The sequence below is a fragment of the Laceyella tengchongensis genome (assembly GCF_900182735.1).
Lineage (GTDB): Bacteria > Bacillota > Bacilli > Thermoactinomycetales > Thermoactinomycetaceae > Laceyella > Laceyella tengchongensis.
Genome location: NZ_FXTU01000003.1, coordinates 166,477 through 178,614 on the forward strand (window position 1 = coordinate 166,477; position 12,138 = coordinate 178,614).

Consider the following 12,138-nt stretch of genomic DNA (forward strand, 5'->3'; position numbering starts at 1 on the left):
CTTTCGATCATGTTAAAAGCGAGACCGGGTTCGATAAATTTTGTTGCTTCTGATCTTATAGTGCAAGTAAGATTTTATCAAAAAACACAATGCGCCGTTTAGGATTTCTCTATCCTCTATACTTCCTCAATTCCCGCATGAAAATGAGGCGATGCTTGACAGACAGCGCTTTATTTTTATCGTTGATTTTCTTGCTTTTTATCCTTGCCGCTTGTTCAAAGGAAGCGCCTCCTAAGAAGCCTAGCGCGAATTTTCCTATGTGGTCGCTTAGAACTCATCTATCACAATACCTACTCTTCCATTTACAACAAAAACATTTGCAATAATGATTCTGTATAGTAAATATCGATAAAGGAGGAAGATCCCCATGCACATACCCATCCGTTTTCTAGAAGGAAAGCAAGTCTATCTGCGTCCGGTCAGTGTTGAAGATGCCGAGTTGTACCATCGCTTTTTGTTTGATCCAGAAACAAGGCGGCTCACCGGTACGCAAAAAAGCTTCACCTTGGAACAGATACGACAATATATCGAAGCCAAGAATCAAGACTCATCCGGGGTGCTTCTATTGATTGCTCTGACTGAAAATGATGAAGTGATTGGAGACATCCAGTTGTTGGAGATCTGTCCGATTAACCGTAGCTGTTATATCCGCATTGCCATCCAAAACCAAACACATCAAGGAAAAGGGTATGGCACGGAAGCAATGAAACTTATGCTGGATTATGCTTTCGGCGTCTTGAATTTGCATCGGATCGAATTAAATGTTTTTGCGTTTAATGCACGAGCCATTCACTTGTATGAGAAATTGGGATTCAAAAAAGAAGGAGTGCAGCGCGAGGCGTTATTTTACAATCATCAGTATCACGATTCTATCATCATGAGCATACTGGAACATGAATACCGTGAACGCTATATCAACCAATAAAGCGGGCCAAAAATTCGGCTCGCTTTATTGGTTATCTTCGTCTCTTTCGGTTGAGGTGTTGCTACCCTACACCACGACCCAAGTCGAACATAGCAAGAATGATCAAACACGTATTAGCGCCGTCTAGTATAGTGAAATCAGCGGGAAGGAGGATGGACTTGGATCAAGACAAATCCTTGGCAGACACGATCGAGAATACCTTGCGCTACATTGATCAACATCTCGATTCCAATTTGAATCTGTCTACATTGGCCGAACAATCGGCTTATTCCCCTTACCACTTTCACCGCGTTTTTCATCGCATGGTGGGCAAAACGGCTACCAATTACATTCGCGAACGGCGGCTGTCCAAAGCGGCGGAAGAACTTGTCAGCAGTGATAAGCGCATATTGGAAATTGCGGTGGCGTTTGGCTTTTCCAGCCAAGAATCTTTTACGCGGATTTTTAAAAAGCACTATTATCTCACTCCACAAAGATACCGGAGATCAGTACGAAACATCATTCAAAAGCGAGGGAACAAACACATGAACACCAATGCAACGCATTTACCGACGGGATGGATGAAGGCGGGACACTCTGTAAGTAGTTATGAGATAGGAATTGATCAAAACACGCGTTTCAAAGACAAACCATCTGGGTGTATCAAGACTACCAAATCGACACCAGGCAGTTTCGGTACCATGATGCAAATGTTCTCATCTAGCAAATACAATGGGAAACGATTGAAACTGTCCGCTTATGTTAAATCACATGAGGTGAGCGGTTGGGCTGGAATATGGATGAGAGTGGATGGCAAAGATAACGAGATTCTTTCTTTTGACAACATGGAACAACGTCCGATTGTCGGAACCACCGACTGGCAACAGGTTGAAGTTGTCTTGGATGTGCCTTATGACAGTGAAGCAATCGCTTTTGGCATCTTGCTCACAGGAAACGGAACCGTGTGGGGGAACCAGTTCCACTTCGAAGTCGTTGATCGGACAGTTCCCACCACCAACATGACTGAAGATGTTCAGCTCCCGCCTGATCCAGTCAATCTCGATTTCGCTGTAGTTTGATGCGGTTTAATGCATCTCGTTAAGAATGTTCATACACCGTGTTAAGATAACATAGACAAGGTTCCTAGGGTCTATCATCTTCGGAGGTAGTTATGAACATGTATGCAATCCATTCTTTCGATTTGTCACTGGATGAGATGAAGGCCATTCAGCAATCGCTCCGGCAGCAGATTCGGCTCACTCCCTATCCGGGGCAACCCAAAGATGTGGCTGGCGTCGACTTAGCTTACTTTCCAGATGACCGCCGAGCTGTCGCCGTCATTGTTATCATGGATTATGCCACTCAGCACATAAAAGAAGCCGTCTACCATATTGATGAAGTGGTCCAAGAGTATGTGCCCGGATTCTTGGCGTTCCGTGAACTCCCCCTCTTTCTCAAGGCTTGGGAAAAGCTTCATTACGAGCCGGATCTGGTTTTCTTTGATGGGAATGGCATGTTGCATCCCGAACGCGTTGGCTTGGCAACCCATGCTTCTTTCTTCATTGACAAACCGACCATCGGCATTGCCAAAACGCACTTCATTGGAGAATATCCCGAACCTCAAAAATCTCAAGGAAGTGTGGAGTGGATCAAGGATCAGGGAGATGTAGTGGGAGCAGTGCTCCGAACCCAAGATGGCGTCAAACCCATCTATGTGTCTGTGGGCAATTACATTGATTTGCCTTCAGCGCTCAGACTGACTCAGCACTTTGTCGGTAAGGAAAGCCGCATTCCCGAAATCGTGAGGCAAGCCGATTTGTTATCGAAACAACTTCGTAAACAAGCTTTGGCTGAAGAAGCTTGAAGAAACTATATAGCTGCCCAACTAGGGCGGCTTTATTGCATTATGATTAATCGGGACCAAAGTGCAAATCCCTTGCAAGTAAAATCGTGATCACGCCGGATATGAATATGGCGATGCTCTAAAAGGGCGCTAAGCTAAATAGCGTCTTTTTTTCGAAAAAAGAAACCCGGGAAGAAGAATAAACCGATTGATAACGTTAGCGAATTCCCCATAGATCATGCAACCCATGTGAATATTGCCCATGATAAAAAAATCCTCTGATCAGTCAGAGGATTTTTTCTTAATTCCAAAATGGATTCAATATCAGGGCGTTCACCAAAACCATTGAATACCAAGGCGATTTCACTATTTTGCGAACACCTCGCAAAATAGTGTCCACAATCTCCAATTCAACTTATTTAACAACTATACCACAAATCAGCAAATCCTTATATGGCAAGAGATTTCGTCTTTCTTACAAATAGATGCCATCTCTATAAATCTTGTCAACTAAAGTACCTAAGCCTATTATTGCCTCCCACTCTCCAATTGTTTCAACCGCCGTTTAAGCGCTGCAACAAGTCTTTTCTCTTCCGTTGTCAACGCACCGTTTTGGTAGCGCATCAAATCACTTTTGATGATCGCAATTTTTCGTTCCGTATCATTTTGTTGCGACATGCACAGCGCCTCCTGTTGAACACGCCCTTGTTATTACTAAATTCTCTATAAATTGGAAACCTCCTCTGTCTTTATGTCATCTTTTTCGATAACTTTATAGATTGGAAGGGCCTAAGACGAAAGCCAATCTGCCAAATCCAATTGGGTTACAGGAAAATCTTGTTCAATGTCCCAGCGAGTGCGATGGATCACATCAACCCGCTCCTCTGACAACTGCGCAAAGTCCAGCGCTTGATGATAAAAAACATAGATAGCGACTCGACGCAGTTTCATGAAAACAGGTAACTGCAACCACCAAAAGGCATCTAGCTGATGTTCGGTCTCATATCCGCGTTTAAAGTGCGTCAAGAAATGGGTGGCAAATGCCTTTTCTCCATCCCACCGGCCCGGCGGTTTGCCGAACCTTGCCAACGCATGATAGAGAATGACTGCAATATCATTGATGAACCAATGATAACAACAATCGTCAAAATCAAATACCATGATACGGTTATCATCAATGAAAAAATTGCGCATATGCAGATCATTATGAATCAAACCGTAACTATTGGAGTCTTTGGTGAACGAATGCAATTGATCCATCAGCTCTCTCGCTCTTTGCAACACCTGCGTTTCAGATCGTGGTATGCTTTCTTCAATCTTTAGCAAGTCATCCTCCCACCACTGGCGCCTGCGAGCTGGAACCGCCGGAGTATATGCGCACGATTGCGCGTGCAACCAGCCTGTCAACTTCCCCCACATATAATAGAACTGTTCATTCCAATCTTCTTGCCTTGGTAAACGCCCTTGGGCTTTCGCAAACAAAACGGCGTGCCAGCCCTGTTCTGTGCCCACTACCAGATTGCCGTCACTGGTTGGAATGACATCGGCGACATGCCCTCCCTTCTGGGCGAGATAATGTACAAAATCAGCTTCGGCCAGAATTTCTTCCAATGTTCGGCGCTGCACAGGAGTTAACCGAAGAATGGTGGGATGTTCCGGGTTCACGTGTTCATATACCTTATTCACATTGCCAGCGAGCATTGTCAATCGGGCGGGGTTAAGCTTGTATTTCTTGGCGATATGAGATAAGGTTTGATCTGATACATCAGGAATCTGTTGATTCATGTTGTATTCTCCTTATCATGTGTTATACTTTCTGGTTGTTTTTGGAAGTTTTGTTGTTTGCTTTACAAACTTGTTTGGATTTAAATTGGGTTTGTAATACCAGTATTCTCGATTCTTCACAAGCATACCGTTTAACCGCATCTTAATACGGCCTGGATACATTCCTTTGGCGAGAATCTTCAGTGCCAGCTGTGCGCGTACCCCCTCAGCGGCTGCGGAAAGAGGCATTACGATAAACCGTTTGTTCTTGAGGGCGGGCAGATCTTCTAGCTCTTTCTCGGATAGTAGTAGCTCTTGTTTTTGCGCGGCTGACTTCTCGCCATAATCAATAATAACGATCACATCCGAGTTCCGATGCACAACCTCTTCTCTTCCCAACTTACTTCAGCCCATCCTTTTTTACATCATCGAATATGTTTTTGCCTACGGCCAGTGATCGATATCTTCTTTCACAATCTCTCCGCTTTTTCTTCCACACGGAAGATGCGGCCAATATTTTGAGTATCCCTGTAAACATTCCCATTAAAAGAGTTAAAATTCAATTCCCATAAGCTCCAATATGCTGATAATTAGCCTCCAATTTATATCTGCATTCCATTTTTTCGTTGCGGCAATTCACTTTCTGCCCGATTCTTATATCACACACTTTATGCGCCCTTCAAACGCCAAGTACGCTTCCATAAACTTAGGAACCAAGCCAGTGGCAGAATCCTCACTTGAAAAAGGGGTGAATTCATACAGATCCCCGTCGGAGTGATAAAGGTCATAAGTAAGGGAATCTTGCACTCGACGATCTGAATCATATGAATACAATGTTGCCCTATCTCTTTCCTCAATAAAAATAAGTGATCGGTACGGCTCTTTACTTATCACAATCTCCTGTGGACATCCTGATTTGAAAGTTTCCAATGACCATCTGCCATAAAAACCTGGTACCCTGCATGTTGTTAATAGCACGCCCATCAAAAAAAGCATAGCATGATGCATATTTTTTTCTTCATAAGCGATGGCGGACAGCTGACTATTCTAGTTGGTTGACCCGCTATGGATAGCCTGTCCGGCATTTATCACTTCCATTTTTACCAGATTTCATTGCTAGTTGAAGAATTGGATGGCAACAAAAGCCCCGTGTTTCACTGCTGCGAATTCCAGCCAAACTTATTCTAGCAATGCGACTTATTGAACGCGCGGTGCTACTTGCTCATCTGACTGATGCCCTTTCCTTGATCCCATCACTGATAAAGAATGCGCTGATCAAAGCGATGATGCTTCCAGTTAAGCCATACAGAAACATGTGGTGAATGCCGCTCATAAAATCTTTTGCTTCTGTCAAAAACATCCCCATGATGGCCACGCCCACCGCAGTGCCGATATTGCGGGTAAACATTAGAAAAGATGTAGAAGCCCCTTTTGATGCGCTTAAACCAGCTGTTGAGCTCCAATCACACCGGTTGTAGACAACAATCCGAAAGCAAATCCTTGTATGACCATCACAAAGAATGCATACCAAAATCCATTATCCGCTTGCAACAATACCAGAAGCACGCCCGACACTGTAAACGACAAACTCCCAACAATAAATAAGGGTCTGTAGCCGTATTTCAATATCCACTTCCCTGCCGGAACCGCTGCGCTCATCCAACCAACCGCAGACCCAATCAACGCGACTCCGCTCATCAATATAGATAGATGTGCCATTTTCTGCAGGAATAATGGAATTAAGCTGGCTGTTCCAAAGAATGCGGCCCAGCCGGAAAAGCCATGGATATTCATCCAGCGAATATTTTTATCGTCAAACATGGAAAAGGGAACGAGCGGCGATGCTTGTTTTGTCTCGAACAAATAAAAGCCCAAGATAAATAATGCGCCGAATCGATATTCATCCACCACCGTGACCATGAGCAATAATGTCACCCCTCGCTAAATAACAACGCGCCACATAATCCACACGCGCTGGCTTTGCGGTGTACTTCTCCTGATAAGGTAACAAAGTCAACAATGCAAGATACAAATGGGGATATTAATAAAGAAAATCCATCGCCAGGTCAAATACTCAACTAAAAATGAACCCAACATGAGAGGCATGGTTGTATTCATAATGGTCGAATCCATGGCAACAACCAACAAAGACAACACCATGCTCACCAATACTCCCAACCTGCTGTTTCAAAAAACCGCCTCCTCTTTGAAAATTCCTCTATCATTTTAAACTTTGTCAAATACGCTGTCATAAAGAATGACCCGGAAGGGGAGATGGTTTATCACCTTTGCATGATGAATTGCCAGAATTAACCGACGATTAAACCCGCAGAAGTTCCTAGCCCTGTTGGACTGGAACTTCTGGTGAACTTCATTACAACTGGCAGTTCAAATCCCAATTCACCCTATAACGATCTATTAGCTTCCCGTACTTGGCTCCCCAGAATGTGTCCTGGAGAGGCATTAATACTTCCCCACCCTCAGATAATGCCTGAAACACCCTTTCAATCTCTTCCACTTGCGTAAACTTCAAAGCAAGGCTCACCTGATTCCCATAGATATGATGTTCAATCATATCTGAGAAAAAGATCTCTTGTTCCCCAAACGTAAGGTGGGCATGCAAGATTTTATTCTTGTGCTCCTCACTGACGGAAATGTCAGGCACATCGCTAAAGCGTTGCAACCGCTCGATTTTCCCATTGAACACGTTTTTGTAAAAATTCAGCGCCTCTTCACTATTTCCAGGTAGATATAAGTAAGGGCTTATTTTCACATTGCTCATTTCTCCTGCATCCTTTCTGGGTCATCCATTTCTATTGTTTTTCCGCCTCCCTATGTTGCTCACTTTCACGCAGATTCATCCCGAAGCCTTTCATCCTTCACATCTGGGAAGGACTCAGTTACACTATCTTCGAACAAAGCGTGAACAAAAGAGAAAACAGCATTCCCCCAGAAAAGGAGCATCAATCCATGGTTCCAGTTACAACCAATGAACAATGGGCACAGTTGATTAAGCACATCGACCCTCATGGCAAATGGGTACGTGCATGGGAACTGAAAGGAGGCGTTTCAGCACAGGTGACGGCGCTTGAGATGGTTGGTGCTGATGGTCAAAAGCGGAAAATCGTCGTCCGCCGTCACGGCGAGGCCGATCTAGCCCAAAATCCCCATGCGGCGCGAGATGAATTTCATCTCTTACAAGTACTCCACGCCCTGGGACTGCCCGTGCCGACCCCCTTGCACATCGAGGAATCCAGCGGGATTTTCCCCACCCCCTGCATTGCGATTGAATACATTGAAGGGCGAACCGAGCTTTCCCCCGCTGATTTAACGGATTACCTCAATCAATTTACGGCCGCTCTCGCTCAAATCCATCGCGTTGATTACGTTCGGCAAGACATCACATTTCTTCCTGATCAATCAGCGATATATCGGCAAACACTTCGCCGCCAACCATCCTGTCTCGATGAATCTAAAGTTGAACGGTGTATCTGGGATACACTGACATCTATTTGGCCTTTACCCCAGCATAATGAGCCTGTCCTATTGCATGGAGATTTCTGGCCGGGCAATATATTGTGGCACGAACAACGCCTAGTGGCCATCATCGACTGGGAAGATGCGGCGGTGGGAGATCCTTTGGCCGATGTTGCCAACAGCCGGCTTGAATTGCTTTGGGCATTCGGGCACGATGCGATGAACCACTTCACACACCAATACCGAGCAATGATGCCTGCTGTCGACTTTACCAATCTTCCTTACTGGGATCTTTGCGCGGCATTGCGTCCGGCACACAGCATGGCCCATTGGGGATTGGATGCAAGGACGGAAAAATCCATGCGGTCCAAACTAAACGAATTCGTCAAACTTGCTTTTGACCAACTAGATGAAACCATAGGCGGAAGTAAATGATTTATCGCATCCAGCGAACCCAACGGGCATGCCCATCCGTTTCAGCAATCATCACCGTGCGCCACTCACCATCGATGAAGCGATCCAAGTGCAGATAGCGATCCTGCAAATTGTTGTATAAGTGAAACACCTCCCTTGACTCGGCCAATGCAGTGACGTGATGAATCAATTTCTGTTTGTCGCTTTCCGACAATTGATTCGCCACATGTGTGTGAAAAATACAGATCACCGTTTCTTCTGGAACCTTTGACGCTATTTCTGGCAACAGGGCAACCCCATCCCCTTCGATCAGCTCAACTGACTCATTGAGGAAATATTCAGCTGCTTTCTCAAAGAGTTGAACCCGATCCGTGTGTTCCGGCCAGATTAATGCTCTCATCCACAGTACATTTTCGCTGTCAGTCAACTCACTCACATGCAAGTCGACTCCGCACCGGGTGGCGACGGGAGGGCTGGTCGGCAACAAAAACGGCCGGTTCTCTCCCCTTATCTCTGTGTTGATAAGAACCGATGATGAGGCTTCCCCATAAATTTGTCCATCACCGTATGAATACGCGTACTTATCCCATAACAGCTGTAAACCCGCACTGGCTCCTATTTCAATCAAGGACAAAGGTTTTTCGGTCAAGCGATGGATCATACAGAAACTAGGATACAAATAGGCACATCGCCTCACTTCATTCGTCTGAACCCGTTTTTCTTTGAGTATTGCGATGATTTCATCCTTGAACGTGAAGCAAAAGTCCCGAAAATGAGCAAATGCCTGTCTGGGGTCTTTGGGCTCTGCCACCACACTGGGATAATATCGCGCCAATGGATGTTTCTTTCCTTGCAATAACAGAAAATGCACCGCTCCCAGAAACAGATTGGGCACAGGCTGTCCTGGCCGTGCATGTGATGCGAGATCGAGCAGTTCGCCATCTTCCGCTGTCCCTAAGGCCAAATGCTCGTATAAATAGCTCGACCCTCTGCATTCCCGATTTGCGAAATTTGCAAAAATCGCGGATAGGTTTTCCCTTCCCATTCCGTTGCCACCTCTTGCTTCATTTTTAGATATCCCCACTCCCCCTGTACCCTAAATGAATCTGACTGAAACACACAAGAAGGTCAAAGCATAACCGCTCAATCCCTGCAAACAATAATGAAAAATGTTGATATGGAAGCGTTCACTCCCTATCAACACAGACTGGAGTGCATGTTGATGAAAGAGAATTCTTCAAATCAATTGCCAGATATCCGGCACAATTTGGTGTTGAAGGCACCGATTCTGAAAGTGTGGGAAGCAGTCGCTACTTCGGAAGGCCTCGCCGCTTGGTTTATGCCCAACGATTTTCAACCGAAGCAAGGACATGCCTTCCACTTGAACGCCGGCGGCTTTGGCTTGTCTCCCTGCACAGTGACTGAAATCAACCCTCCTCATCACCTTTCTTTCCGATGGGGCAAAGATTGGACTATCACATTTGAATTACAAGAGTTAGATGGCGCCACTGCGTTTACTTTGATCCATTCCGGCTGGAAAACCGATGAAACCACCGAGTTCGGTGAAAGCCATGAAGTGGTGCGCAATCGCATGGATCGAGGTTGGGCGGGGTTGCTTCAATCACTCGCATCGCATGTTGAAAAATAAAACATGCCGCTCGGCGGTCTCCGCATTTCATGCTACAATCAATACAGACTTTTGTTAAAACCAGACACCAAAGGAGACTGAGTTCACAATGGCATATTACGCCGCAATCCTGCATATGGCAGACGCGGAAAAAAATCTGACTTTCCGCCCGCATCAACTAGCTTATTTAGAAGAATTGGAACAACAAGGGAAAATTTTCGCCAAAGGCCCCTTCGCTGACGGCTCCGGCGGTATGGTGATATACATGGCCGATTCGTTGGAGGAAGCGGGAGAATTGGCCGAACAAGACCCTTATGTCAAAGAAGGGGTTCGCCTCTTAGAATTGCATGAGTGGAAAATGGCGCGCGTGTAAAAGATGAAAAAAGACCTTGGCCCAATCAGCCAAGGTCTTTTCCTTTATGTCATTATTGATGCGCTTCCGTAGAGGATGACCCTTCAAGCGTTTGATTTCCCGGCATCCGATACATGGGAAGGATGATCAGTGCTCCCAAGAACATCACAAACGCCGAGATTTCAAACATCCACACAACTGATAGCAGGTTTTTAAACGAACCGGCAACACTCATGGTTACCACCATGGCTCCCGTGAATAGTGGGCTTAAAATTCCGTTCACCCGGCCCACAAACTCCGTTTCCGTATGTTGCAAAATCAGCGTATTAATCCCGATATGGATCATTGGCAATACCAGACCCGCCAGGAACTCGATCAAAAGTGTCAGCCATAAGACAGTAGACAAGCCGCAAAGGGCAATCCCAACCGCATTGAAGAAAACACCCATCATCAGCAGCCTTTGCGGTGGAACGTTCTTGGAGAAGGCCATGGCGATGCCGCCACCCAAAATCATCCCCAACCCGTTGGCCATCATCAGCCATTGCAATTGTTCTTTCGCCAGACCCAGGTGTTCCGTCACCAGAAAAATCCCCAACGGCTGAATCAACCCCAGTGCCAATCCTACTGTCAAAAAACATCCACCCAACAGGGTCAGCACTCGCTTGGACATGACATAGCGAATGCCGTCCTTCATTTCCTGCCACACGGACGACGGCGCCTTATCTTCTTCCAACACCCGATCTTCGGGCAAAAACAACAGCACCAAGGCCGACAGCAAAAAGGCGATACCCATTATACCAATAGCCATTTCGATCCCGAAATGCTGATAGACGAACGTCCCGAGCACAGGCCCCAAAATCATGAACACGGCGAATATCGTTTGGTAAATCGACATCCCCATCTGAATTAACGCTTCCGGCACGTGCAACTTAAACAGCTTCATGCCCGAAGGCTGGGAAAACTGGGACAAGATTGCCGAAACCAATGTGGCCAAAAAGACAGCTTTCCAGGAGCCGAACATGAGTGTCAACAGAACAGCGAAAATGGATAAAGCGCTCAAAAAATCACACCAGATCATCGTCCGTTTGGGACGCCATCGGTCGGCAAAGGTTCCACCGATAAATGAAAAAATGAAAATCGGAGCGAATTCGGCGACTGAAATCATGGATATGGCGAACGCATCTCCATTCGTTTTCTCCATGACAAACAACAATATTGCAAAATTGCGTACCCAAATACCGATCTGCAAAAATAATTCCGATAGGAGGATGATTTGAACAAACCGATTTTTAAGCAAAGCGGATATCGTGGGGGTAGCATTCTTCTTCTCTTGCACTTGCATTTCTTTCCCCTGCCTTTCTATCAAAATGAATCATACCTCCTGCCAACACACTGAAATTCCTGCAATGTCTCTAAATGCAAAAAGCCGTGAATGCAGTCTGCACCCACGGTCATAATCAGATCTATTACCGAATTGAGAAAGGCAGATCTGACTTGTTGATTAACCTCTAATATGGGCACACTTTAACAAAGTATGGGAAAATGAACGATCCTTCGTCACCTTCCATACTTCGCCTGCTTGATGCACGGCAAGCAGGGTCTGCATTCAATTCATCTCTTTGCATTAAGAGAACTTAGAATACAAACAAAGTGCCCATGTTTGAGATTAATACCACCTTTCTCCAATTGATTACTCTTGGATCATAACATGGGGATGATCCTGCTGTCAAACCATAATTTTATTGTTTTTTTCATTT

At 45.4% G+C, this 12,138-nt stretch carries 13 protein-coding genes and 1 pseudogene; 6 read left to right on the forward strand and 8 right to left on the reverse strand.

Annotated features, from left to right (window positions below; genetic code table 11):
• Positions 1-367: 367 nt before the first annotated feature.
• The 3 genes from QQZ12_RS07830 (at position 368) to QQZ12_RS07840 (ending at position 2,768) form a co-directional block, all read left to right on the forward strand.
• Entirely contained in the window at positions 368-925 is a 558-nt protein-coding gene (locus tag QQZ12_RS07830) for a GNAT family N-acetyltransferase (protein ID WP_102992449.1), read from the forward strand.
• Positions 926-1,083: 158 nt separating this feature from the next.
• A complete protein-coding gene (locus QQZ12_RS07835) occupies positions 1,084-1,983 on the forward strand; it encodes a helix-turn-helix domain-containing protein (protein WP_284724223.1) in 900 nt (299 codons plus the stop codon).
• Positions 1,984-2,075: 92 nt separating this feature from the next.
• Positions 2,076-2,768 (forward strand): endonuclease V, encoded by a 693-nt coding sequence (locus tag QQZ12_RS07840; protein WP_284724224.1) that lies wholly within the window; start codon positions 2,076-2,078, stop codon positions 2,766-2,768.
• Between the two features lie 507 nt (positions 2,769-3,275).
• Here the strand turns inward: QQZ12_RS07840 and QQZ12_RS07845 are convergent.
• The 6 genes and pseudogenes from QQZ12_RS07845 to QQZ12_RS07870 all read right to left on the reverse strand — a co-directional run bounded on the left by QQZ12_RS07845 (position 3,276) and on the right by QQZ12_RS07870 (position 7,293).
• Entirely contained in the window at positions 3,276-3,425 is a 150-nt protein-coding gene (locus QQZ12_RS07845) for a hypothetical protein (protein WP_181353036.1), read from the reverse strand.
• Between the two features lie 111 nt (positions 3,426-3,536).
• Positions 3,537-4,532 (reverse strand): phosphotransferase enzyme family protein, encoded by a 996-nt coding sequence (locus QQZ12_RS07850; protein ID WP_284724225.1) that lies wholly within the window; start codon positions 4,530-4,532, stop codon positions 3,537-3,539.
• Between the two features lie 141 nt (positions 4,533-4,673).
• Positions 4,674-4,956: pseudogene (locus QQZ12_RS07855) on the reverse strand (ABC transporter substrate-binding protein); the annotation flags it as partial.
• A gap of 777 nt (positions 4,957-5,733) precedes the next feature.
• Positions 5,734-5,877, reverse strand: coding sequence for a hypothetical protein (locus tag QQZ12_RS07860; protein ID WP_245888365.1), 144 nt, complete (start codon positions 5,875-5,877; stop codon positions 5,734-5,736).
• Positions 5,878-5,951: 74 nt separating this feature from the next.
• Positions 5,952-6,431, reverse strand: a complete 480-nt coding sequence (locus tag QQZ12_RS07865; protein ID WP_284724226.1) for an MFS transporter — start codon at positions 6,429-6,431, stop codon at positions 5,952-5,954.
• 454 nt (positions 6,432-6,885) lie between these two features.
• Positions 6,886-7,293 carry a VOC family protein gene (locus QQZ12_RS07870; protein WP_102992444.1) on the reverse strand — a complete coding sequence of 136 codons (408 nt, stop codon included), beginning with the start codon at positions 7,291-7,293 and terminating at the stop codon, positions 6,886-6,888.
• Between the two features lie 188 nt (positions 7,294-7,481).
• On the opposite strand from QQZ12_RS07870, the gene QQZ12_RS07875 reads away from it, so the two are divergent.
• Positions 7,482-8,423, forward strand: coding sequence for a phosphotransferase family protein (locus tag QQZ12_RS07875; RefSeq protein ID WP_284724227.1), 942 nt, complete (start codon positions 7,482-7,484; stop codon positions 8,421-8,423).
• Position 8,424: 1 nt separating this feature from the next.
• On the opposite strand, the gene QQZ12_RS07880 is transcribed toward QQZ12_RS07875, so the two are convergent.
• Complete coding sequence (locus tag QQZ12_RS07880; RefSeq protein ID WP_284724228.1) at positions 8,425-9,447, reverse strand: DUF2332 domain-containing protein; 1,023 nt, start codon at positions 9,445-9,447, stop codon at positions 8,425-8,427.
• Between the two features lie 177 nt (positions 9,448-9,624).
• Between QQZ12_RS07880 and QQZ12_RS07885 the strand changes: the two genes are divergently transcribed.
• Both QQZ12_RS07885 and QQZ12_RS07890 read left to right on the forward strand, forming a co-directional pair.
• Complete coding sequence (locus QQZ12_RS07885) at positions 9,625-10,050, forward strand: SRPBCC family protein (RefSeq protein ID WP_102993831.1); 426 nt, start codon at positions 9,625-9,627, stop codon at positions 10,048-10,050.
• Positions 10,051-10,138: 88 nt separating this feature from the next.
• Complete coding sequence (locus QQZ12_RS07890) at positions 10,139-10,402, forward strand: YciI family protein (RefSeq protein ID WP_102992441.1); 264 nt, start codon at positions 10,139-10,141, stop codon at positions 10,400-10,402.
• Between the two features lie 52 nt (positions 10,403-10,454).
• On the opposite strand, the gene QQZ12_RS07895 is transcribed toward QQZ12_RS07890, so the two are convergent.
• Positions 10,455-11,723, reverse strand: coding sequence for an MFS transporter (locus QQZ12_RS07895; protein ID WP_102992440.1), 1,269 nt, complete (start codon positions 11,721-11,723; stop codon positions 10,455-10,457).
• Between the last annotated feature and the right edge of the window lie 415 nt (positions 11,724-12,138).

Bases quoted from the DNA above. Each gene is read 5' to 3' on its own strand.
- QQZ12_RS07845 (WP_181353036.1), bottom strand. From the start codon at position 3,425: ATGTCGCAACAAAATGATACGGAACGAAAAATTGCGATCATCAAAAGT.
- QQZ12_RS07850 (WP_284724225.1), bottom strand. From the start codon at position 4,532: ATGAATCAACAGATTCCTGATGTATCAGATCAAACCTTATCTCATATC.
- QQZ12_RS07830 (WP_102992449.1), top strand. From the start codon at position 368: ATGCACATACCCATCCGTTTTCTAGAAGGAAAGCAAGTCTATCTGCGT.
- QQZ12_RS07895 (WP_102992440.1), bottom strand. From the start codon at position 11,723: ATGCAAGTGCAAGAGAAGAAGAATGCTACCCCCACGATATCCGCTTTG.
- QQZ12_RS07885 (WP_102993831.1), top strand. From the start codon at position 9,625: ATGAAAGAGAATTCTTCAAATCAATTGCCAGATATCCGGCACAATTTG.
- QQZ12_RS07875 (WP_284724227.1), top strand. From the start codon at position 7,482: ATGGTTCCAGTTACAACCAATGAACAATGGGCACAGTTGATTAAGCAC.
- QQZ12_RS07840 (WP_284724224.1), top strand. From the start codon at position 2,076: ATGAACATGTATGCAATCCATTCTTTCGATTTGTCACTGGATGAGATG.
- QQZ12_RS07890 (WP_102992441.1), top strand. From the start codon at position 10,139: ATGGCATATTACGCCGCAATCCTGCATATGGCAGACGCGGAAAAAAAT.
- QQZ12_RS07860 (WP_245888365.1), bottom strand. From the start codon at position 5,877: ATGGGGATGTTTTTGACAGAAGCAAAAGATTTTATGAGCGGCATTCAC.
- QQZ12_RS07880 (WP_284724228.1), bottom strand. From the start codon at position 9,447: ATGGGAAGGGAAAACCTATCCGCGATTTTTGCAAATTTCGCAAATCGG.
- QQZ12_RS07870 (WP_102992444.1), bottom strand. From the start codon at position 7,293: ATGAGCAATGTGAAAATAAGCCCTTACTTATATCTACCTGGAAATAGT.
- QQZ12_RS07865 (WP_284724226.1), bottom strand. From the start codon at position 6,431: ATGGTCACGGTGGTGGATGAATATCGATTCGGCGCATTATTTATCTTG.